Annotated in this window: 19 protein-coding genes; 10 read left to right on the forward strand and 9 right to left on the reverse strand. The window is 74.7% G+C overall.

Translation table 11 applies throughout. The features are described from left to right. Positions 1-114: 114 nt before the first annotated feature. Positions 115-1,749: an acyl-CoA dehydrogenase family protein gene (locus tag ACZ5FU_RS06675; RefSeq protein WP_451529821.1), complete on the reverse strand. Its 1,635-nt coding sequence runs from the start codon at positions 1,747-1,749 to the stop codon at positions 115-117. 166 nt (positions 1,750-1,915) lie between these two features. Between ACZ5FU_RS06675 and ACZ5FU_RS06680 the strand changes: the two genes are divergently transcribed. Both ACZ5FU_RS06680 and ACZ5FU_RS06685 read left to right on the forward strand, forming a co-directional pair. Beyond that, entirely contained in the window at positions 1,916-3,082 is a 1,167-nt protein-coding gene (locus ACZ5FU_RS06680; RefSeq protein WP_451529822.1) for a YihY/virulence factor BrkB family protein, read from the forward strand. A gap of 42 nt (positions 3,083-3,124) precedes the next feature. Next, on the forward strand, positions 3,125-3,799 hold the full coding sequence (locus ACZ5FU_RS06685; protein WP_451529823.1) for a helix-turn-helix transcriptional regulator: 675 nt from the start codon (positions 3,125-3,127) through the stop codon (positions 3,797-3,799). A gap of 34 nt (positions 3,800-3,833) precedes the next feature. On the opposite strand, the gene ACZ5FU_RS06690 is transcribed toward ACZ5FU_RS06685, so the two are convergent. Together ACZ5FU_RS06690 and ACZ5FU_RS06695 are read right to left on the reverse strand one after the other, a co-directional pair. Continuing rightward, positions 3,834-4,235 (reverse strand): VOC family protein, encoded by a 402-nt coding sequence (locus tag ACZ5FU_RS06690; protein ID WP_451529824.1) that lies wholly within the window; start codon positions 4,233-4,235, stop codon positions 3,834-3,836. A gap of 113 nt (positions 4,236-4,348) precedes the next feature. Continuing rightward, complete coding sequence (locus tag ACZ5FU_RS06695; protein WP_451529825.1) at positions 4,349-4,981, reverse strand: VOC family protein; 633 nt, start codon at positions 4,979-4,981, stop codon at positions 4,349-4,351. Positions 4,982-5,053: 72 nt separating this feature from the next. Here ACZ5FU_RS06695 and ACZ5FU_RS06700 point away from each other — a divergent pair, with 72 nt between their 5' ends. Both ACZ5FU_RS06700 and ACZ5FU_RS06705 read left to right on the forward strand, forming a co-directional pair. Beyond that, complete coding sequence (locus tag ACZ5FU_RS06700) at positions 5,054-5,668, forward strand: hypothetical protein (RefSeq protein WP_451529826.1); 615 nt, start codon at positions 5,054-5,056, stop codon at positions 5,666-5,668. A gap of 158 nt (positions 5,669-5,826) precedes the next feature. Further along, complete coding sequence (locus tag ACZ5FU_RS06705; protein WP_468645048.1) at positions 5,827-6,507, forward strand: ThuA domain-containing protein; 681 nt, start codon at positions 5,827-5,829, stop codon at positions 6,505-6,507. Between the two features lie 187 nt (positions 6,508-6,694). On the opposite strand, the gene ACZ5FU_RS06710 is transcribed toward ACZ5FU_RS06705, so the two are convergent. Further along, positions 6,695-7,741 carry a LacI family DNA-binding transcriptional regulator gene (locus ACZ5FU_RS06710; protein ID WP_451529828.1) on the reverse strand — a complete coding sequence of 349 codons (1,047 nt, stop codon included), beginning with the start codon at positions 7,739-7,741 and terminating at the stop codon, positions 6,695-6,697. Positions 7,742-8,280: 539 nt separating this feature from the next. Between ACZ5FU_RS06710 and ACZ5FU_RS06715 the strand changes: the two genes are divergently transcribed. Continuing rightward, a complete protein-coding gene (locus ACZ5FU_RS06715; protein WP_468834561.1) occupies positions 8,281-10,032 on the forward strand; it encodes a carboxylesterase/lipase family protein in 1,752 nt (583 codons plus the stop codon). 163 nt (positions 10,033-10,195) lie between these two features. Here ACZ5FU_RS06715 and mmuM read toward each other — a convergent pair whose 3' ends face one another. Further along, positions 10,196-11,194 carry a homocysteine S-methyltransferase gene (gene mmuM, locus ACZ5FU_RS06720; protein ID WP_451529830.1) on the reverse strand — a complete coding sequence of 333 codons (999 nt, stop codon included), beginning with the start codon at positions 11,192-11,194 and terminating at the stop codon, positions 10,196-10,198. 662 nt (positions 11,195-11,856) lie between these two features. Between mmuM and ACZ5FU_RS06725 the strand changes: the two genes are divergently transcribed. After that, complete coding sequence (locus ACZ5FU_RS06725) at positions 11,857-13,269, forward strand: RICIN domain-containing protein (protein WP_468834560.1); 1,413 nt, start codon at positions 11,857-11,859, stop codon at positions 13,267-13,269. A gap of 15 nt (positions 13,270-13,284) precedes the next feature. Here the strand turns inward: ACZ5FU_RS06725 and ACZ5FU_RS06730 are convergent, their stop codons facing one another. Next, complete coding sequence (locus tag ACZ5FU_RS06730; protein WP_451529832.1) at positions 13,285-14,967, reverse strand: rhamnogalacturonan lyase B N-terminal domain-containing protein; 1,683 nt, start codon at positions 14,965-14,967, stop codon at positions 13,285-13,287. Between the two features lie 191 nt (positions 14,968-15,158). Between ACZ5FU_RS06730 and ACZ5FU_RS06735 the strand changes: the two genes are divergently transcribed. Then, positions 15,159-16,208: a rhamnogalacturonan acetylesterase gene (locus tag ACZ5FU_RS06735; RefSeq protein ID WP_451529833.1), complete on the forward strand. Its 1,050-nt coding sequence runs from the start codon at positions 15,159-15,161 to the stop codon at positions 16,206-16,208. Positions 16,209-16,575: 367 nt separating this feature from the next. Next, positions 16,576-16,944, forward strand: a complete 369-nt coding sequence (locus ACZ5FU_RS06740) for a VOC family protein (protein WP_451529834.1) — start codon at positions 16,576-16,578, stop codon at positions 16,942-16,944. 122 nt (positions 16,945-17,066) lie between these two features. Here the strand turns inward: ACZ5FU_RS06740 and ACZ5FU_RS06745 are convergent, their stop codons facing one another. Continuing rightward, positions 17,067-17,639, reverse strand: a complete 573-nt coding sequence (locus tag ACZ5FU_RS06745) for a TetR-like C-terminal domain-containing protein (protein ID WP_451529835.1) — start codon at positions 17,637-17,639, stop codon at positions 17,067-17,069. Positions 17,640-17,753: 114 nt separating this feature from the next. Then, entirely contained in the window at positions 17,754-19,136 is a 1,383-nt protein-coding gene (locus ACZ5FU_RS06750; RefSeq protein WP_468834557.1) for a jacalin-like lectin, read from the reverse strand. Between the two features lie 250 nt (positions 19,137-19,386). Here ACZ5FU_RS06750 and ACZ5FU_RS06755 point away from each other — a divergent pair, with 250 nt between their 5' ends. Together ACZ5FU_RS06755 and ACZ5FU_RS06760 are read left to right on the forward strand one after the other, a co-directional pair. Next, positions 19,387-21,111 (forward strand): PHP domain-containing protein, encoded by a 1,725-nt coding sequence (locus ACZ5FU_RS06755; RefSeq protein ID WP_468834555.1) that lies wholly within the window; start codon positions 19,387-19,389, stop codon positions 21,109-21,111. Continuing rightward, positions 21,108-21,650, forward strand: a complete 543-nt coding sequence (locus ACZ5FU_RS06760; protein WP_468834552.1) for a hypothetical protein — start codon at positions 21,108-21,110, stop codon at positions 21,648-21,650. Before ACZ5FU_RS06755 ends, ACZ5FU_RS06760 begins: the two co-directional genes overlap by 4 nt. A 2-nt stretch (positions 21,651-21,652) precedes the next feature. Here the strand turns inward: ACZ5FU_RS06760 and ACZ5FU_RS06765 are convergent, their stop codons facing one another. Continuing rightward, positions 21,653-22,144 (reverse strand): hypothetical protein, encoded by a 492-nt coding sequence (locus ACZ5FU_RS06765; protein ID WP_451529839.1) that lies wholly within the window; start codon positions 22,142-22,144, stop codon positions 21,653-21,655. Positions 22,145-22,326: the final 182 nt, after the last annotated feature.

Consider the following 22,326-nt stretch of genomic DNA (forward strand, 5'->3'; position numbering starts at 1 on the left):
GGCGGCGTTCCCGGCCTCGCAGGGCCGTGCCGCGGGGGTGGTGCCGTGTCGGCGCGGCACCACCCCCGCTCCCGCTCCCCCCTCCGGTCACGGCGACGGCCGCGCCCGCGCCGGTCAGGGCGCCGGCCGCGCCCGTTCCACGACCGCCCGCAGGTCCAGCGTGTGGGGCAGCGTCCCGAAGGCGCCGCCGCCGTCGCCGCCCAGCCGTGCGGCGCAGAACGCGTCGGCCACCTCCGGCGGCGCGAACCGGACGAGCAGCGACCCCTGCAGCACCAGCGCGAAACGCTCCGCGATCCGCCGCGCCCGCGCCTCCGCGCCGTCCAGATCGGCCAGTTCGGTCAGCAGGTCCTTGATCGCCGCGTCCAGCCGGTGATCCGCCCCGCGCGCCCGCCCCACCTCTTGGAGGAAGGCGTTCAGCGCCTGCGGCTCGCGCCGCAGCGCCCGCAGCACGTCCAGCGCCTGGACGTTCCCCGCGCCCTCCCAGACCGAGTTCAGCGGCGACTCGCGCACCAGCCGGGGCATCCCCGAGTCCTCCACGTACCCGTTGCCGCCCAGGCACTCCGCGGCCTCCACCGTCACCGGCGTACAGCGCTTGGTCACCCAGTACTTGGCGGCGGGCACCGCGATCCGCAGCAGCGCCCGCTCCTGCTCGCCGCCGTCGTCGCAGGCCGCCGCGAGCCGCAGGCCCAGCACCGTCGCCGCCTCCGACTCCAGCGCCAGGTCGGCCAGCACGTTGCGCATCAACGGCTTGTCGAGGAGTTTCCCGCCGAACGCCTCCCGGTGCGCGCAGTGGTGCACCGCCTGGGCGACGGCCGCCCGCATCAGCCCCGCCGACCCCAGCACGCAGTCGAGCCGGGTCGCCGCCACCATGTCGATGACGGTGCGCACCCCGCGCCCCTCCTCACCGACCCGGCGGGCCCACGTCCCGTCGAACTCCACCTCGGCGGAGGCGTTCGAACGGTTGCCCGGTTTGTCCTTGAGGCGCTGGATCAGGAACGGGTTGCGCGTGCCGTCCTCCAGCACCCGCGGCACCAGGAAGCACGTCAGTCCTCCCGGGGCCTGCGCCAGCACCAGGAAACCGTCCGACATCGGCGCCGAGCAGAACCATTTGTGTCCCGTCAGCACGTAGGTGCCGGCCTCCGCCAGCGGTCGCGCGGACGTCGTGTTCGCCCGGACGTCGCTGCCGCCCTGCTTCTCGGTCATCCCCATCCCGAACAGCGCGCCCGCCTTGTGCCGGGCGGGCCGCAGTTCCCGTTCGTAGACCGTGGACGTCAGCCGCGGCACCCACTCGGCCGCCAGCTCCGGGTCGGTGCGCAGCGCGGGCACCGCCGCGTGGGTCATGGACAGCGGACAGCCGTTCCCGGCCTCCACCTGCGTCCACACCAGGAAGCCCGCCGCCCGCCGCACGTGTCCGCCCGGACGCGTCCAGGCCGAGGTCAGCCCCGCGCCGACCCCCTTGCCCAGCAGCCGGTGCCACGCGGGGTGGAAGACGACCTCGTCGACGCGGTGCCCGTAGCGGTCGTGCGTGCGCAGCTCGGGCGGATTCTCGTTCGCCTGCACCGCCCACTCCTGCAGCTGGGCCGACCCGGCGGCCCGGCCCAGCGCCGACAGCTCGCCGTGCGCCTCGTCGAGCAGCTCCGGATCGAGGTGCCGTTCCACCGCGGCCACCAGGGCCCGGTCGGTGCCGTAGACGTCGTGCCCGAGGAGGGGAGGGGGCTGGTTGGTCACGGTGTGCGTACTGCCTGCCATACCGCGAACCTACCCGCGCGCCCACCGGTCATGGCCGCGGGAGGCTGGCACGGGGCCGGGCCGGGACGTGCCCGGGACGTTCCGGGCACGCGCCAGCGGGGCCCGCCCGTGGTGACAGGCCCCACCGGAGGTGAGTGCGGCTCCGTACGGCGGATACCTTTAAGGCGTGCAGCCAGCAAGTCAGTCACCCGAGCACCCCGAGGCACCCGGCGGGCGTCTCCATCGGGCCCGTGCCCTCTACCGGAACGTCTCCAAGCGCAGGACCGCCTGGCTGCTGGTCAAGGACACCGTCGACTCCTGCATCGAGTACCGCATCCTCGGCCTCGCCGCCGAGGCCGCCTTCTTCACGCTGCTGTCCGTGCCGCCGCTGCTGCTCAGCCTCATCGGGCTGCTCGGCTACGTCGACGACTGGACCGGCACCGACACCATCAGCAGCCTGGAGTCCAACCTCCTCGACGCCTCGCGCACCGTCCTGTCCGAGAAGGGCGTCGCGCAGATCGCCCAGCCGATCCTCGACGACGTGATGAAGGGCGGCCGGCCCGACGTCATCTCCATCGGCTTCCTGTTCGCCCTGTGGTCCGGCTCGCGCGCGGTGAACGTCTTCATAGACACGATCACCGTCATGTACGGCCTCGACGGCGTGCGCGGCATCGTCAAGACCCGGCTGGTGGCGTTCCTGCTGTTCGTCGCCGCGCTGCTGATCGGCTCGATCGCGCTGCCCCTGATGGTCGCCGGACCCGACGCCGTCGTACGGATCGTCCCCTGGTCGGCGACGGTCGTCCAGGTCCTCTACTGGCCCGTCGTGATCGTCCTGTCGATCGCCTTCCTGACCACGCTCTACCACGTGTCCGTGCCGGTGCGCTCCCCGTGGATCGAGGACGTGCCCGGCGCGCTGGTCGCCCTGGCCATGTGGGTGCTCGGCAGCTTCCTGCTCCGCATCTACCTGGAGAACACCATCGAGGGGGCCACCATCTACGGCTCCCTCGCCGCCGCCGTCGCCGTCCTGCTGTGGATCGGCGTGTCCGCGTTCGCCGTGCTCGTCGGCGCCGCCATGAACGCCGCCATCGACCGCGTCTGGCCGGCCGCCGCGACGGCCGCCGCCCGTGACGCCAACGAGCGGCTGCGGCAGGAGGAGGCCGCCGAGTACGTCGCCCGGGTGGCCGCCGCCCGCGTCCACGAGGACCCCGACGACCCCGACATGCCCTCCGAGTTCCCCGAACGGTGGTCGCGGTTCCTGCCCCCGGAGGACGTCACGGGCCGGCTGCGCACCCACGTGAAGACCTCGCCGAAGGGGAACGGGGGCGGCGAGGAGTGCCGGCCCCCCGAGAAGTAGGCGACGCCGCCCTTCCCGCGGGCGGCGCGTAGCCTGGGCGGCGTGTACGCGGAACGGCCCTCCCGGCTCGCCGGCGCGGTGGTGTGGACCAGCACCCCGACGGGGGGTGTCCCGCGTCCCGTGCTGCCCGACGGCTGCATGGACCTGTTGTGGAACGAGGGCAGGCTGCTCGTCGCCGGCCCCGACACCCGCGCGCACCTCCCCGAGGGCTCGGCCACGGCCTGGGCGGGCGTGCGCCTCTACCCCGGCACCGCGCCCGCCCTCCTCGGGGTGCCCGCCCACGAACTGCGCGACCGGCGGGTGGAGCTGGCCGACCTGTGGCCCGCGGCGAGGGTACGGCGGCTGTGCGCCGGCATCGGAGCCGCGGGGGACCCGGCGACCGCGCTGGAGGAACTGGTCCTCGAGCGGGCCGCCCCGCCCGATCCCGAGCTGCGCCGGCTGGTGACCGCGCTCGCGGAGGGCCGCCCGGTCGCCACCGTCGCGGACGAGGTCCGGCTCGGTCCGCGGCAGTTGCACCGGCGTTCCCTGCACGCCTTCGGCTACGGCCCCAAGACACTGGCCCGCGTCCTGCGGCTCCAGCGCGCCCTGGCCCTGGCCCGGCGGGGCGTCCCCTACGCCGACACCGCGATCCGCGCCGGTTACGCCGACCAGGCGCACTTCACCCGGGACGTGAGGGAGCTGAGCGGCATGACGCCGACGGTGCTGCTGGGCCGGTGAGGCCGGGGAGGAGGGGGTCGTCGGGGGTGTGAGGTCAGGGCCGCGCGGTCAGGGGGGCGAACAGGTCGACCTCGTGACCGTCCGGGTCCTGTACGACGGCGTACCGCTGACCCCAGAAGGCGTCCCACGGCTTCAGCTCGCCCGCGTACCCGGCCCCCACCAGTTCCTCGTACACCGCGTCGACCTCGGCCGGGTCCTCGCAGCGCAGCGCGAGGGAGTGCCGGCCGCCCCGGGCCGGGGTCCGCCGGCCGGGGTGGAAGGAGCGGACGGTGTCCTCGGTGTCCAGCAGCAGTCTCGTCCCGCCCGGCAGCGGGGCCTCGGCGTGCGGCTCGCGCTCGGCGCCCTCGGGAAAGGCGAAGCCGAGCCGACGGTAGAAGGTGACGGAGGCGGCCATGTCGGAGACGACCAGGCCGACGGCATCGAATCGTGGACTCATGCGGCCCACCGTAGGCGGCGCCGCCCGACGGGTCTTGAAGGAAACGGACACGCCGGGGCGCGCGGGCCGTCCGCGCGCGGGGCCCGTCCACCGCGCTCGTGCCGTCCCGCTCGTCAGGTGAAGACGACCGGGCCGTTCGGCGTGGCCACCGTGCAGGAGAAGCCCGGCGGCCCCTCACGGAGGACGAGGCCGGTGCCGAGCGCGGTCAGCAGGGCGCGGACCTCGCCGGGGTCCGGGGCCGTGGCCGTCAGCTCCAGCAGGGGGGTGACCGGCAGACCGGACGCGGACGGGTGGGCCGTACCGCCCCAGTCGATCAGGAAGGGGACCAGGCCGGACGGGTGCGGGGTGCCGCCGTCGGTCAGCCGCCACTCCAGCAGGGTGCCGTCGGGGCGCCGCCTGCTCATGCCGCGGATCTCGCCGGGGTCGTAGCCCCGGCGGCGGACGGACTCCACGGCCGCGTCCAGGTCGGGCGGGCTGATCGCCCAGGTGAGGAGCCTCGGGGAGTCGAGCCCGTCCACGCCGAAGGGCCGCGGACCCCTCGGCGCGGGCTGCGCCGGATCCGGGCCGATGATCTCCAGGTACGCGCGACCGCCCAGCCCCACCAGGTGGTTGCGGGTACCGAGACCGAGGTGCACGCCACCCGGAGCGGGGGTCACGCCCGTGCGCCGGGCGAACTCGGCGACCGTGCCCGCCAGATCACGGGTCGCGAGCACGAGGTGATCGAGTCGTGCCGGAACGGTGTTCATCCCGCCCGAGACTACGCGCCCGGTCACCGGAAACACCGCGACCGTGGAACACCCGTGCGGCAGGATGGCCGGATGATCCGTACCGCGCGTCTGTTTCCGGCGCTGCTGCTGGGGTCCGTGCTGCTCACCGCCTGCGGCAGCGAGCACGCCGGCGCCGCCGACCCCGCCGACCCCGCCGAACTGGCCTCCCGCGCCCAGGCCCTGGGCATCGCGCCGGAGGCGGTGTACACCACCGACGCCCCCGGTCACACGCTCGCGCAGCAGTCCGTCGGCGTGCTCGGCGACGACGGCTTCTCCGCCGTCTACGTCTCCTCGCGGAAGGGGACGCAGGTGCGGCTCGGCGTCGACCGGGGCACGATGACCGACGCCACCTGCGAACGGCGAACCGGCACCGAGGAGGCCACGACACCCGTCACCTGCGTCCGCGACGGCGACGCCTGGTACCGCAGCGCCGGGCAGTGGGCGGAGTACGCCGTCCCGAAGGAGGACTTCGTCATCCGCGTCGGCGGCACGGACGTCCCCCGCGACGTCCTGCGCGAGGCCGTCGATCACCTGCGCCGCCCCTCCGCCGACGAACTCGACACCCTCCTGCCGTCCGCACCGGCCGGCGGCGAACCGGTGGAGCGCGGCGACCTGCCGTCGTTCGGCGACGGGGCTCCCGACAACGACGTCGACGCGGGCGGCTGAGACACCGCGCGGCCGGCGCCGGGCGGCGGGACCGGCCGGGTGCCGGGTGACGGGTCCGCGGTCCGTTCCGGGTGCCCGCCGCCTCCACCGAGACCCTCGCCCGGAACCCGGGACGCCGCCCCGGAGAGCCCACGCCGCCCCGCATAGAGTCGGGTGGCATGACCGCCCGCCTGCTCGTGTACACCCGTACCGCCGACTACCGCCACGACTGCATCCCGGACGCCGTGGCCGCCCTGCGCGCGCCGGGGGAGTTCGCCGTCGACCACACCGAGGACCCGGCGGCCCTGGAAGCGCCGCTGGACGGGTACGCGGCCGTGGTCTTCCTCTCCACCAGCGGCGAGGTGCTGACCCCGGCCGGGCGGGAGCGCCTCGCCCGGTACGTCGACTCGGGCGGCGGTTTCGCCGGCGTGCACGCGGCGGCCTGCACCGAGTACGACTGGCCGTACTACGGCGAACTCCTCGGCGCCCGCTTCGCCCGCCATCCCGCCCTCCAGCCCGGCAGGGCGCTCGTCGAGGACCACGGGCATCCCGCCACCCGCCACCTGCCGGCCGTCTGGGACCTCACCGACGAGTGGTACGACTTCCGCACCAACCCCCGGGGGCGGGGGCGGGGGCGGGACGGGGGGCGAGGCCGCGTCCGCGTGCTGGTCACCGCCGACGAGTCCTCCTACGACGGCGGCGGGATGGGCCCCGACCACCCGCTGGCCTGGTGCCGCGAACAGGGCGCGGGCCGCGTCTTCTACACCGCTCTCGGCCACACGTCCGAGGCCTACCGGGACCCCGGCTTCGTGGCCCATCTGCGCGGCGGGATCGGATGGGCGGCCGGGGTGGCGGAATGAGGCGGTGTGCGGACGCGCGGCTCGCGTGACGTCCGCGCCCCGGTCCGCCTCGACCACCTGGAGCGTTCCGGGCCGTCCGGGCCGCCGGGGTGCCGGGCCGCCGGGGCGGGGTGCGGGCGGCCCGGACGGACCGCGGGCCGGTGCCGCCGGACGCGTCACCGGCCCGGTGCCGGTGGTGCTGTGCCGGCTACCGGCCCGGTGGCGCGGTGCTCGACCGCTCCACCAGCCGCGTGGACAGCTCCGTGCGCGTCCCCTCCGGGTGCTCGCCGTCCATCATCCGCACCAGCAGCCGCAGGGCCGTCGCCGCCATCTCGGTCAGCGGCTGGCGGACGGTCGTCAGGGCCGGTGTGGCCCAGCGGGCCTCGGGCAGATCGTCGAAGCCGACCACGCTGATGTCGTCCGGGACCCGTAATCCGCGTTCCGCCAGGGCCTCGTACACACCGAGCGCCATCCGGTCGGAGCACACGAAGACGGCCGTCGGCGGCTCGGGCAGGTCGAGCAGCTCGCGCATGCGGTGACGGGCCACCGACTCGTCGAAGCCGGCGTGGCGGACGTACTCCGGCAGGTGACCGAGGCCCGCCGAGGCCAGCGCGGAACGGTAACCGGCCACGCGGGCGGTGCTGCACATCCTGCGGCGCGCTCCGGCGATCACCGCGATCCGCTCGTGACCGAGGCCCAGCAGGTGCTCGGTGGCCGTCACGCCCCCCTGCCAGTTCGCCGCGCCCACCGACACCACGCCCGGCGGCGGCTCCACCACCGGGTCGATCATCACGAACGGGATCCGGTGCTGCTCCAGCCACAGGTACTGGGACTCCGTCAGCTCGGCCAGGTCGAACAGCACGCCGGCCGAGCCGCGCGCGGTGAGCTTGTCCAGCCAGCCCCGCTGCGGACGGCCCGCCCGGGTGCGGGACAGGGCGGCCGAGACGACCACGTCCAGGCCCGCGTCGTGCGCCGCCTCCTCCACACCGTGCAGGACCGCGCCCGACCAGGAGCTGGCCAGGGAGCGCACCACGAGATCGACGAGCCGGGGCGGTTTCGTCGGGTCGAAACGGGGTCTGCGCACGTAACCGAGCCGGTCCAGCGCCTCGGTGACACGGCGGCGGGTCTCGGGGGCCACGTCCTCGCGGCCGTTGACCACTTTCGAGGCGGTGGGCACGGAGACCCCCGCCTCGCGGGCCACGACCGCCAGGGTCGGCCCGGCCGCTGCCACGCTCGCACTGCCCGTGCGGACCATCGGGAACCACCTCTCCGGCCCGCCCGAGGGCCAGCGAAAGTTCGACCACCGCCCTTTCGGAGCCGATCCTGACCGGTGGCTCGCAGAAAGCGCTTGCTATCCTAGATCCGACTCGGCCCGGCGTGAAGACGTGGGGAACGGCCGTGCGGGCGCGGACGGTCCCCACCCCGGCGGAACCGTCGCGGACGGGCGGACGGCTGACCGGGCGGCCGGGCGGCTCAGGCCCACCCGGGCCAGGTCCGCACGGCGCACCTCGTGGGCCAGGGGCACGGCCGCCGCAGTGCGGTTCGCCGCCGTGCGGGCCGGCCCGGCACGAGGTGGCGCCGGCACGAGGCGACGTCGGGCCGGGCGACGTCGGGCCGGACGGTGTCGGGCCGGGCGGTGTCGGTGAGTCCCCGGCGGGACGGTGCCCGCCGGGGTGGGGCTGGGCTCGGATGCGCCGAACAGCCCCGCGGGAGACTTGTGCGCCGGAATTCCGCGCGTCACTGTGGTGCTCTGAGGTCACCGGCGCACGACTGTGGCGAAGGGCTGGTGGGCGGATGACGGCGGACCAGGCGGAACCCGGTACCGGGGCTCGGCGCGATCCCGTGGTCGCGACCCCGTACGGGGCGGTGCGCGGCCGGCACGAGGACGGGGTCGCGGTCTTCCGGGGGATCCCGTACGCGGCGCCCCCGTTCGGGCCCCGCCGCTTCGCGCCTCCGGAGCCGCCCGAGCCCTGGGACGGCGTGCGCGACGCCGGCGCCTTCGGGCCCACGGCGCCGAAACCGCCGTACTCCGAGGCCTTCGCCGCGTACCTGTCCGACCCGTTCGTGCCGGGGGACGACTGTCTCAACCTGAACGTCTGGACGCCCGGGCCCGGCCGGGGCGCGCGGCTGCCGGTCCTGGTGTGGTTCCACGGGGGCGCACTGACCCGGGGCTCCTCGGCGGTGCCCGTGTACGACGGGCGGCACTTCGCGCGCGACGGCGTCGTGTTCGTCTCGGTCAACCACCGGCTGGGCGTGGAGGGCTACGGGCTGTTCCCGGACGCTCCCGCCAACCCGGGCCTGCGTGACCAGCTCGCGGCGCTGCGCTGGGTGAACGAGTCGATCGAGGCCTTCGGCGGCGACCCGTCGCTGGTCACCCTCGCCGGGCAGTCCGCCGGCGCGATCAGCGCCGGCGCCCTGATCGCCGCCCCGCAGGCACAGGGCCTGTTCCGCAGGGCGGTGCTGCAGAGCGGGGCGCCGGAGGCCCTCGAACGGGACAAGGTGCGGCGCATGGTCCGCCGGATGGCGAACCGGCTGAAGGTCCCGGCCACCGCCGAGGCCTTCGCCGCCGTCGACCGGGACCTGCTGCTGCGTACCCAGGCCGAGATCGGCCGGCTCGGCAGCCCGTTGCTCGGCGGACCCGCCTTCGGGATCGTCGTCGACGGGGACCTCGTGCCGCGCCACCCGCTCGACGCCCTCGTCGACGGCGACGCGGCGCGCGGCACCGACCTGCTGCTCGGCTGGACCCGCGACGAGTACCGGCTGTGGCTCGTCCCGGGCGGCCTGCTGGAACGGGTGGACCGCCTCGGCGCCGTCGCCGTGGCGGGCGCCATGGCCCGCTGCCGCTGCGGCCACGAGGTGCCGCGCGGCTACCGGACCCTGTACCCCGGGGCGGGGACCGCCGAGACGGTCGGGCAGATGGTCACCGACCACCTGCTGCGGCTGCCGCTCCAGCGGCTGGCCGACGCCCGCCCGGGTTCGTCGTACGTGTACGAGTTCGCCTGGCCGTCGCTGCGGCCGGGCCTCGGCGCCTGCCACGCCCTGGAGCTGGGCTTCGTCTTCGACACCGGGGACCTGCCCGATTCCGCGAGGCTGGCCGGGGACGGTGCTCCGCAGGACCTGGCCGACGCGATGCACGGCGCGTGGGTGCGGTTCGTCGCGACGGGCGATCCCGGCTGGGAGCCCTGGGACCCGGCGCATCCGGTACGGGTCTTCGGCGAGGGCGACAGGACCCCGTACACGGAACTCGGTCTGCGGGACCGTGCGCTCGCGCTGTGGTCGACCGACGCCCGCCGGGCCGCGGAAGGCCCGGAAGCGCCGGAAGAAGGGGAAGCGCCGGAACAAGGGGAAACGCCGGAAGGACCGGAAGCGCCGGAAGAGCGAGAAGGGTGGGAAGAGCCGGGGGAGGCGCCGCAGGGTGTGCGCGGGACCCGGACACCCCCGCCGTCCGCCTCCCCGGGCGTCCGGCCCGGCCGGACGCCGCGCGGTGCGGAGATGCGCGCGGTGGTCCGCCGTCTGCGCCGCGCCGGAGGCGTCGGCCGGGACTGACTCCCCGGCCGCCGCGGCGCCGCACCGGCCACCGCCGTCCGGCGCTCGCCGGCTCACCGTCCGTTCCGTGCCGGCCGGGGCCGCCCACCGGCCCACCGTCGGTTCCGTGCCGGCGGCCGGGGCCGCCCACCGGCCCACCGTCCCGCCGGCCGCCCTGTGCCGGTCAGGCCGCGGTCAGCGTCCGCGCGATGGACGCGACCGCGTCCGGACCGACCCGGCAGCAGCCGCCGATCAGCCGGGCGCCCGCGTCCCGCCAGGCCAGGACCTGCTCGGGGGCGAACGTCGGGCGGCCGTTCCAGGCGCGGGCCCCGGCGTCCCAGGCCTCGCCGCTGTTGGGGTAGACGACGACCGGCTTGCCGGTCACCCGCGCCGCGGTCGTCACGGCGCTCTCGACGTCCTCGGGGGCACAGCAGTTCACCCCGACCGCGATCACCTCGTCCGCCTCCGCGGCCAGGGCGAACGCCTCCGCCAGCGGCTGCCCGGCGCGGGTGCGGCCGCCCGCGACGCTGTACGACAGCCAAGCCGGCACGCCCAGTCCGCGCACCGCCCGCAGCAGCGCCTCGGCCTCCTCCGCGTCCGGCACGGTCTCCAGCGCCAGCACGTCCGGCCCGGCGGCCGCCAGCACCTCCAGCCGGGGCCGGTGGAACCGCTCCAGCTCGTCCACCGTCAGCCCGTAACGGCCCCGGTACTCGGCACCGTCCGCGAGCATCGCCCCGTACGGCCCCACCGACGCCGCCACCCACAACGGTCGGCGAACGCCCCCGTCCCGGGCCTGCCGGGCCGCCTCCCGCGCCAGCTCCACGCTCAGCACGAGCAGCCGGGCCGCCTCCTCGCGGCCGGTCCCGCGCCTCGCGAAGCCCTCGAAGGTCGCCTGGTAGCTGGAGGTGATGGCCACGTCCGCGCCCGCCGCGAAGTAGGCGAGGTGCGCCTCGGTGATCGCCCCGGGCCGCTCCGCGAGCAGCCGCGCCGACCACAGCTCGTCGCTCAGATCGTGTCCGGCGGACTCCAGCTGGTTGGACATGCCACCGTCGAGGACGACCGTCCCGGCGGCGAGCGCCGCGGCGAGCCCGGCCCGGCGCGGACCGGAGGCCCGCGCCGCAGGGGCGTGGGCCGGGCCGCCGTGCGCGGAGGGACCGGACGGGGAGGGGGCGGCGCTGGTCATGTCCCGACGCTAGTCGAAGCGGCGCCGACCGACCCGGCGGTGTCCGCATGGTGAACGCAACGCCCACCATGCGGTATGTCGGGCGTAGGGCGGTGCGTCGGGCGCCGGGCGGTGCGCCGGACGCCGAGCGGTACATCGGACACGGGGCGGTGCTGATGCCCCGGCTCCCTCGCCGCGGCCCGCGAACGCCCGCCCGGACCGGACGGAGGGGTGTGCCCGACGGACCCGACAGACCCGACGGACCCGACGGCCCAGGCGAACCCGGCACGTCCGCCGTTCTCCGTCGGGAGTGCGCGCGCTCCGTCGGGAGTACGCGCGTCGGCGGTGGAGTGCGAGCGGATCAGCCCTGATGCCGGCGCTGACACCGCCCTGGCATCGGCTCCGGCATCGGGCCCGGGGCCGGCCCTGCTGTCGACACGCCCGGCCGAGCCGTCGTGGCGGCTGTCGGGAAGGGGTTCCGGAACGGACCTGAAAGGGCTTTCCCTCTTGTTCCGTCGAACCCGTTGACCTCCCTGTGACGCGCCCTTACCTTTTCGGCGTTCGTCATTCCACATGCTGTTCGCGGTCTCGGACGTCCGAAGAGGGCCCGTGGCGGGAACGGCCCCCGGGCGAGGGGTGGCCGCGTGCGGTCCGTCCCTCGTCCTCGAAGGGAAGTGCGTGACTTGAGACGTGCGTACGCGGTCCTGCTCGCCCTCTGCCTGGCGCTGACCGGCACCCTCGCCACCGCGGGTCCGGCGCAGGCCGCTCCCCAGGCCGTCGCCAACGGCGTCCAGTTCACGGACACTTCGGGCAACGCCGTGCACGCCCACGGCGGCGGGGTGCTCAAAGTCGGCGCCTACTACTACTGGTTCGGCGAGAACCGCAACGCCGACAACACGTTCCGGTACGTGGACGCCTACCGGTCCACCGACCTGAAGAACTGGGAGTTCCGCAACCACGTCCTGACCGAGGCGAGCGACCCGGAGCTGGCCACCGCCAACATCGAGCGGCCCAAGGTCGTGTACAACGCCTCCACCGGCATGTTCGTCATGTGGATGCACAAGGAGAACGGCACCGACTACGGCGAGGCCCGCGCCGCCGTCGCCGTCTCCGCCACCGTGGACGGCGACTACGCCTGGCGGGGCAGCTTCCGCCCGCTCGGACAGCACATGTCGCGCGACATCACCGTCTTCGTCGACACCGACGGGGCCGGGTACATGGTCTCCGCCGCCCGGGAGAACTACGACCTCCACATCTACCGGCTCACCGCCGACTACACCGGTGTCGCGAGTCTGGTCGCCGACCCCTGGCACGGCGGGCACCGCGAGGCCCCGGCGCTGTTCAAGCGCGGGAACGTCTACTTCATGCTGACCTCGGGCGCGACCGGCTGGAGTCCCAACCAGCAGCAGTACGCCACCGCCACCTCGCCGGCCGGCCCGTGGTCCGCGATGACGAACGTCGGTGACTCGACGGCGTTCGGCTCGCAGACGGCGTACGTCCTTCCGGTGCAGGGGAGTTCGGGCACCTCCTACCTCTACCTGGGCGACCGCTGGGGCAACTCCTTCGGCGGCACCGTCGACGACTCCCGCTACGTGTGGCTGCCGGTGACCTTCCCGACCCCGACCTCGATGTCGCTGACCTGGTCCCCGGAGGTCACGGTCGACACCGCCGCGGGCACGGTCACCGGCACGGCCGCCGCGTACGAGACGCTGATCGCCCGGCACTCCGGCAGGTGCGCCGACGTCACCGGCCAGTCCCTCTGGCAGGGCGCGCAGATCAAGCAGTACGACTGCAACGGCGGCGGCAACCAGAGGTACTGGTTCAAGCCGGTCGCAGGCGGCTACCACCAGTTGGTCGTCAGGAACAGTTCCCTGTGCGTGCGGGAGAACGCGAACACCGTCACCCAGGAGGACTGCGACGCCACCGCCACCGCCCAGCAGTGGTCGCTCACCGCGTCGGGCGGCTACGTGACCGTCAGGTCCCGCGCGAGCGGGGAGTGCCTGGACGTGAACGGCGCGTCCACCGCCAACTCCGCCGCCGTCATCACGTACACCTGCAACGGAGGCGCCAACCAGCAGTGGAGGCGCGGCACCTGACGCCACTGCGGCCGGTCAGGCCAGGAGGTCGATCGCGTCGAAGGCGGTCCCCGCACTGAGGAAGCCGGTCGTCCCCGAACCGCTCACCACGTCGATCCTCAGCACGTTGTACTGGCCGGTGTCCGTCCGCCAGGCGCTCGCCGGGACGCTGTAGGTGAAGACGTGGTTGTTGCCCCGGTAGGAACCGTTGGTCAGGGACCGCGTGTTCGGCTGGGCGGGCGGCGAGGGGACGGCCGAGGTCCAGGTGTCGTTGACGGTGACCTGCGGGCGGCCGTTGGCGTAGGCCGTCGTCACACCGATCCGCAGGGTGTGCGCGGCGGCGGCCTGGGCCGCGGTGAGCCGGAAGTACACCAGCAGACCGCTGTTGACGCCCTTCCAGACGTAGCAGGGGAAGGCGGAGGTCTCGCTGCCGCTGCCGACGACCACGTTGCCCGTCCAGGAGGCGGCCCGCACGTCGGAGGGGTGCGCGTACGTCATCAGGTCGGCGTTCTTGAAGCCGGCGGGTGTGCCGGTCCACTCGTTGATGCGCCAGACGGCGCTCGCGTTGCCAGGGTCGTTCGTGGCTGGGATCGCGATCGTGTTGAGGGTGGTCGTCGCCCCGGCGGACACGGTCACCAGGGTGCTGTACACCGCCAGCTCGCTCTTGTACACGGTCAGCGTGTACGTCCCCGGCAGCACCCCGCCGATCGAGTGGTAGCCGTCCGACGCCCGCGCCGGACCCCAGTACTGGGCGGCCGCGTTGGCCAGCCCCACCGTGTACGGGTGCGCCGTGTTCCGCCCGGTGATGCCCACGCCCGCGACCCGGCCCCGGCCGCTCGCCCCGACGTACCCGGCGATGCCCAGCGAGTCCGCCCAGGGAGTGGTCAGCGTGCCCGGGAACAGCGACGACGAGGGGGCGCCGCCGTCCGTGAAGGAGATGACGTACGGGCCCTGGAGGCCGAAGCGCTGGTCCTCGGTCTGGTTCTGGCCGTAGTACAGGATCTCGTAGAGGCCGCCGCCGTCCGCGCTCTGGTGGCGCAGCAGGGAGCGGTAGAAGGGGCCGCCGGAGGCCTTCTCGTGGTTGCTGCGCACGATCCACAGGCCGACGCTCCCGGTCGTCCAGCCGATGTGGGTGTAGTCCGTCACCCGCAGCCTCGAGTAGTGCTTGGAGCGGGTCTGGCCGTCGGACTTCACGAAGACGTCCGAGGCCTCGACGGTGCCGTCGGTGTACGTGTAGGAGTCCGGCTCGTCGTTGAGGAACAGGCCCTTCTTCACGCGCAGGATGTAACGGGTGGCCGAGACGGACGCGTCGGCCTTGTTCGTCCACAGGTAGACGTTGTTCTCGCCGCTGCGGGCCGCGTAGTAGTGCTTGAGCGTGCCGTACGCGACGGAGATCAGGATCGTCGAACCGGACTGCTTCACGGACACGGTGGAGGCGCCGAGGCCGGACTCGATGTGCGAGTTCATGCCGCCGTAGCCCTGGTACTCCACGCCGCGGTAGGCGAGCGAGGTCAGGTCGCCGTTGGACTTGGCGACCTTGAAGACGAGGTGCGCGCCGGTGTCGACGACGTAGTGCGAGCCGTCGTCGGTCCAGCCGAAGGCGGCGGCGGACGCGGGGGCGGCGAGGGGACCGGCGAGCGCGGCGGTGCCGGCGGCGGCCGCGGTGCCGAGGACGAAGGTGCGGCGGCGGACCGGCCGATGGCTGTCGGATCCGGACATGGGGGTGCCTCCTCCGGGAGGTGTGGGGGTGCGGGTGACTGGTCAGCGTGGCAGTTGAATCGATTTCGCGAAAGGGCTTTCACCTCAAGGGAGTTGGCGATCCCGTGAAATGGGTCCGAGGTCTAGAAAGCGCTTGCCGGAGGCGGTACGGTCCTCCGCCAGGTCCTGTTGCCGCGACCGAGGAGCCGCAAGTGAGACGTTTCACCACCGCCGTGCCGGCCGCGCTGGCCCTGGCCGCCGCCCTGACGGCCGTGCCCGCCGCCCGGGCCGACGACGGCGCGGGTCCGCCGCCCGCCGTCGCCGGCTGCACCGCCACCGCCTGCCACTTCGACGTACCGCCCGGCACCTACGACGTGCAGGTCCTGCTCGGCGGCGAGGCGGCGTCGAGCACCGCCGTCGGCGGCGAGACCCGGCGCGCCCTGCTCCCGGAGACCGCCGTCGCGGCGGGCGGGCGCGTCGCACGCGGCTTCACCGTCGACGTCCGCACCCCCGAGGGCGAACCGGCCGGCGCCGAGGGAACCCCCGGCCTGGACCTCGTCCTCGGCGGCTCGGCCCCCGCGCTGGCCGGCATCCGCGTCACCCCCGCCCGGCACTCCCGCCAGATCCTCCTCGTCGGCGACTCCACCGTCTGCGACCAGCCGGGCGACCCGTACACCGGCTGGGGCCAGCGGCTCCCGCAGTACCTGCGCAAGGGCGTCTCCGTCGCCAACCACGCGGATTCCGGCGAGAGCACGGTCAGCTACCTGGCGGACCCCCGGCTGTGGGCCGCCGTCCAGCCGCGCATCCACCGCGGCGACCTGGTGCTGATCCAGCTCGCCCACAACGACAAGACGACCGACGAGGCGACCTACCGGGCGAACCTGGAGACGCTGGTCGCCGGCGTCCGCGCGAAGGGCGGCGAGCCGGTCCTCGTCACCCCGATCGTGCGCCGCTGGTTCAACGCCGACGGCACCCTGGACAACGGAACGGCCCTGCTGGTCAACGGCCTCGGCGTCGACCACCCCGCCGTCGTCCGCTCGGTCGCCGCGGCGCACGGCGTCCCGCTGATCGACCTCACGGCGAAGACCAAGGCCCTGGTGGAGTCCCTGGGCGTGGAAGGCTCCAAGGCCCTGTACCTCTACGACGAGAAACGGGACAACACGCACACCTCGGTGCACGGCGCCACCGTCTACGCCGGCCTGGTCCGTGACGAACTCCTCGCCCTGCGTCTGGTGCCGGAGGGCCTCGTCCGGGTGGGATAGGCCCCTGGGGGCGTTCCGACCGGAACCGGGACGCCCCCAGGCTCCGCCCCCGCGGCCGACGGCCCGCCGCGGCCCGGACGACTCGCCCGCCGGTGTCACCGGGGACGCCGGCCCGCTGTTCGTCGCCCTCGCCCGCCTCACCGGCGAGCCGGACCCGGTCCCGCTGGAGGAACTGGTGTCGGTGCGGACCGGGGACGGGGCGGACGCGGTCGTCCACGGCCGCTTCGGCGGGGGCCCGAAATCCGTGTGACCGTCTCGCCGGACGCCGTACGGGTCACCGGCGCGGCGGGGACGGACGGGCCGCGGAGCGCCGGAAGCGACGGGTGGGTCCGTTGCCTCGCGCGGGCGTCTGCACGAGACTCCCGGCATGACTTCCACCATCCGTCACGTGACGATCGACAGCGCGGACGCCTACGGCCTGGCGAAGTTCTGGTCCGAGGCCCTCGGCGAGCCGCTCCACGAGGACGACCGGCCCGGCGACGAGGAGGCGCTCCTCGAGGGCGCCGGCCTGCTCTTCGTCACGGTCCCCGAGCGGAAGACCGTGAAGAACCGCGTGCACCTCGACCTCCAGCCCCAGGACCGCACCCGCGACGAGGAGGTCGACCGCCTGCTCGCCCTCGGCGCCACCCTGGTAGCCGACCACCGCCGGCCGGACGGCACCGGGTGGGCGCTCCTCGCGGACCCGGAGGGCAACGAGTTCTGCGTGGAGCGCAGCGCGGCGGAGCGGGCGGGCTGAGGTCCGCCGGCCGCCGCCGCGCGGTTCCCCGGACCCCCCTGCCGCGCTCCTTGCCGGTCCCCGGCGCGCCGGCGCCCCCGGTTTAGGGGCGTCGGGCCCTCCCCGCCGTCCGGGGGCGCCCGTCACCCGTCGGTGGGCCAGTGCGTCAGGGCCGTGTGCAGGGCTTCGACCGCCTTGTCCCACGAGCGCTGGACGTCGCGGGGCGCGCCGAAGCCGCCGCCCGCCTCCAGGGTGCAGTAGCCGTGGAAGGTGCTCCGCAGCAGGCGTACGGCGTCGGTGAGGTCGGGTTCCCCGAGGCCGTACGCGCGGAGCATGCCGTAGGTGATGTCGGCGGTGCGCCGGAACGCCGGGGCTTCGGCGACCAGGGTCTGGTCCATGGGGATCTGGGTGGCGGCGTACCGTCCCGGATGCCGCAGCGCGTACTCGCGGTAGGCGCCGGCGAAGGCCGCGAGGGCCTCCTTGCCGGAGCGGCCCGCGACGGCCGGGGCGATCCGGTCGATCAGCTCGGCGCCCGCGTACAGCGCGAGGCGGGTCCGCAGGTCCTGGATGTTCCGGACGTGCGAGTACAGGCTCGCGTCCTTGACGCCGAAGCGGCGGGCCAGCGCGGAGAGGGTGACGTTGTCGAACCCGGCCTCGTCGGCGAGGTCGGCGGCGGCCGCGACCAGGAGGTCCGCGGTGAGGCCGGCTCGGGGCATGGGGGACGCCTTGTCCGTCGGGGGCCTGAGGGGGTCGGGGAGGATCCTAAGGGCTGTCCCGACGGGGTGCCGTCGCGGTCGGGCACGTCGCCGGCCTCCCCGGGCCGGCGGCCCTCAGCCGGCCGGCGCGTACACCATCCCCAGCTTGTCGACCTCGGTCCCGGCGCGGCCCGTGAAGCCGACGATCCGCCAGCCGGGCGGGGCGGTGAAGGTTTTTGCGTCGGCGGTCGCGGTGCCGGCCGACAGGGTGCGGCCCCTGTCGGTCGTGAAGGACGCCGAGAACAGGCGGGTGCGGCCGTCCTTCTGACCCTGCGTCAGCTTGACCGACGTGAGGTGCTCACCCGCCGCCAGGGTCAGCGAGGCGGCCGTGCCGCCGGTGCCGCCGTGGGCGAGGACCGTACCGCCGTCGTGGGTCAGGGAGACGGCGTCCAGGCGGGAGCCGCCGCGCAGCGTGAGGGTGCGGGGGGCCGGGACGGCCGGCAGGTCGTCCGCGTCGGTGAACGCCGTGCCGTGGGGGCCGCCGAAGAAGTCGCCCGCCCGCAGGCCCGCCGCGAGGGTGTAGGAGAAGTCCACCGTGTGGGGGAAGTGGTCGGAGAGGTTGCCGCCGGCGGAGTCGAGGAAGGACGCCCACGCGTTCCGGTACCGGGTGGCTTCGAGCGACAGGAGCCTGCTGCCGCGGTAGAGGACCTTGTCGACCACCTCGCAGTCGTCCGTCGGGGCCGTCGTCGGGCACAGCAGCGCGTCCGCGCCCGAGGCCGGCGGCGTACCGCCCCTGACCAGTTCCACCCACGGGTCGGTGAGCCCGTTCTCGGCGACGAGGGTGCGGATGTTGTCCCCGGTCCGGGTGTAGCGGGTGTTGGTGTCACCCATCACGATCACCGCGTTGCCGGACGAGTTCGCCCGGACGAAGTCCGACAGCTGCGCGATGTTGGCGCGCCGTGCGGCCATCGCGTCGTCCGTCGAGTCGGCGTTGGTGTGCACGTTGTACAGGTCCAGGAAGACGCCTTCGGCGAGCCGCACCCGGGCCAGCGAAAAGCCCTTCGGAGTAAGGCAGTTGGTGCCGGTGCAGGCGTTCCAGCGCACCCGCTCGAAGTCCTCGAGGGCGTAGTCGGAGAGGGTGTTGAGGCCGTCGCCGAAGGGGACGCCGCCGCTCGTCGCGGTGCGGTGGGGATGGTCGTCGCCCGCGTACAGCGCCGCGTGGTAGTTGAAGTCCTCCTGGACGTTGACGATGTCGTACGCCCCCAGCCGCGGCGAGATCAGCGGGGTGTTGGTGGCCGGCCGGCCCGAACTCAGGCCCTCGGGCAGGCCCGCCACGTTGTAGGTGAGCACGTTGAACGAACCGGTGACGGCCGCCGCGGAGGCGGACGCGGCGGAACCGGCGGCCGGGCTCGCGGACGTGACGGAACCGGCGGCCGCGGAGGGTGTCGCGCCCGTGGCCGCGAGGCCGGTGAGGGCGAGCGTGGCGGCCGTGAGGGCGCCGAGGAGTCGTCGTCTCATGATGTGGATGTCTCCCGGTGGGGGGCGGGTTGCCGAGAAGGTGGTCGCTGCTCGGATTCTCCGGCAACCAGTCTGATGCAAAAGGGGAGTTGGGGAAACGCCGGGAGACGGTGGCGAGCCGCCGTGTCCGGGTCGGCCGCCGGCCGCCCCCAGGTCGTCCCACGTTCACGTTTCGCCCCGATCCTCCTTCCGCGGCGCGCACGTGCCGCGGAAGGCAGCCGCTGAGGACCGCGGCAACCGGGAGGGCACCATGGGACACGGGCACGGGCACGGGCACGGGCACGCACACGGCCACCACCACCACGACCACGAGGTGGCCCCCGCGCTGCCCGCCGCCTTCGACGCCTCCGTGCCCGACGAGGCCCTCAGCCCCGAGCAGCGGTCCCGCCGGTCGCTGCTGCGCCGCGCCGGTCTGCTCGGCGCCGGCCTCGCCGCCGGAGGCGTCCTCGGCCAGACGGCCGGCGCGACCCCGGCCGCCGCCGCCCCGCAGGCCCCGGCCCGCGACGGCCGCCGCTCCACGGGCTTCCTCTGGCTGGCCGGCGACCACCACATCCACACCCAGTACAGCAGCGACGGCAAGTACCGCGTCGTCGACCAGGTCCGCCAGGGCGCCCGGCACGGCATGGACTGGCTGGTCATCACCGACCACGGCAGCACCACGCACGCCAGGATCGGCGTCGAGAAGGTCAACCCGGACATCAAGGAGGCCCGGGCCGCGCACGAGGACACCCTCGTCTTCCAGGGCCTGGAATGGAACATCCCGGGCGCCGAGCACGGCACCGTCTTCGTCCACCCCGGCAAGAACGAGGTCTCCGTCCTCAAGCAGTTCGAGACCGACTACGACGGCAGCGTCAGGGGCGCCTCCGACTCGACGCCCGCCAACGAGGCCCTCGCCGTCGCCGGACTCGCCTTCCTCGGCGAGCAGGTCCGCCGCCGCAAGGTCAAGGACGCGCTGATGCTCGCCAACCATCCGGCGCGGCGCGGCGTCGACTCCCCGCACGAGATCCGCGCCTGGCGCGACGCGACGCCCGACGGCCACCGGATCGCCGTCGGCTTCGAGGGCGCCCCCGGCCACCAGGCCGCGGGCCTGCCCGCCCCGCTCGGCCCGGGCCGCGCCCGCGGCATCTACGACAACAGCCCCGGCGCCAACTCCTTCGCCGGCTACCCGCCGGAGAGCTACCGCACCTGGGGCGGCTTCGACTGGATGACGGCCACCGTCGGCGGACTGTGGGACAGCCTCCTGGCCGAGGGCAAGCCCTGGTGGATCACGGCCAACTCCGACTCCCACCAGGTCTACGCCGACACCGCCGTGCGCGGCCCCGGCGGCGACTTCGCCACCGACGGCCGCTACCGGGACCCGGTCCACGGCGGCGCGATCGACATCTCCCAGGGCGACTACTGGCCCGGCCAGTACAGCCGCACCCATGTCGGCTCCGACGGCTTCTCCTACGCCGCCGTCATGGACGGCATCCGCGCCGGACGCGTCTGGGTCGACCACGGGCAGCTCGTCGACGGGCTCGACGTACGGGTGGCCGGCGGTGGCCGCTGGGCCACCCTCGGCGGCGCCCTGCACGTGAAGAAGGGCACGAGCGTGAAGCTGACGGTCGACGTGGCGCTCGCCGCCGGCCCCAACTGGGCGGGCTTCGTGCCCGGACTGGCCCGTGTGGACGTCGTCCAGGGCGACGTCACGGGACCGGTCGCCGACCAGGACACCTTCACCGCGCCGACCGCCAGGGTCGTCCGCACCTACGAGATCGACAGGACGGCCGGCACGGTGCGGCTCACCTACGACCTGGGACGGGTGGACCGGCCGGTGTACGTCCGGCTGCGCGGCTCGGACGGCAACCGCAGCGCCGTCGGCGCGATGGGCGCGGCCGTCGACCCGGCGGGCCCGGCCATCGACGTCGTCGGTGACGCCGACCCGTGGGCCGACCTCTGGTTCTACACCAACCCCGTCTGGGTCCTGCCCTCGTGACACCCCGCCACCGCACACCGTCGCCCCGCACGCCGTACGTCCTCGCGGTGGACGCCGGTTCGCGCGACCTGCGCGCCGCCGATCACCTGCTCCGCACCCTCGCGGCGGAGATCGGCCTGAAGGAGGGGGTGTTCGGCTGCACCCACCTCCTGCGGGACGGGCGGCCGCGCGTCGCCGTCTCCCTCGCTTCCGGGACGGCGGCGGAACGGGACGCCGTCCGGGCCCGGTTGACGGAACGGGGGTACGAGGCGAGCGAGGGCGCCCCGGACGCCGTGGGCCGCGCGGTGCTGTACCCCGGGGCGGACCGGCTGCGCGGCACGCTGACGGTCGGCGAGCTGCTGGCCGGATCCGCGATCGACCGCGTCACGGTCCTGGGCACGGCGGCCGAACCGCCCTCGGCCACCCGGCTGGTGACGAACGGCCACGTCCGTCCGCAGTGGCGGGACGGTGAGCTGGTGCTCACCGCGATGCCCGCCGCGGGCGGCACCCTGGTCCCCTTCGAGGTACCCGACCCGACCCCCTGCTGCGCCGACCACTGAGGTCAGTGCCGCTCACGGCGGCCCCGGCGCGGTCGGTGCGGTGCGTCCAGCCCACCGACCGCCGCCCGCACGTGCGCGGGGTCCCCGGGAGAGCGGCCGCCCGCACACCACCACACCGCGCGGCCGTCCTCCCGGCCCGCGTGCATCCCGAGGCCGTGCTCGTCGCAGACCGGCCAGACCTGCCACAGGCACTCCAGCACGGTCTCCTGCGCGGCCTCGGCGACCTCGGCGAGCGCGGTGCCGGGATCGGACACGGAGCCGTGCCAGAGGTGGTCGCCGTGCCGGCGGCCGTCGGGCAGGGCGACGTACACGTGCTCGCGCCCCGGCCCGTCCCCGGCCTCCTCCTCGTCCCAGGACGGCAGGGCCAGCAGCCGCAGGGGACCCCGGCCGGGGAGCAGCGCGTCCAGGTCCCGGCCGACGAGCGCCAGCGCCTCCTCCCACGGCGGGTACTCGCCGGGCCGGACGGGACGGGGACTGTCGTGAGCGTCGTTCATGCAGGTCATCGTGGATCACGGCGGCCCCGGGCGGTAGTCGTTTCCCCGGCCGGCACCCCGGACGGCACCCCGGACGGGGAAACGCCCGGCGCGCGGGTTCAGCCGGTCGCCGTGCACACGAGGGAGAACTCGGCGGGCCCGGTCTCCAGGAAGGAGGGCTCGAGGAGGCGTTGCGGTGCGGG

The organism is Streptomyces sp. NPDC031554 (assembly GCF_055580685.1).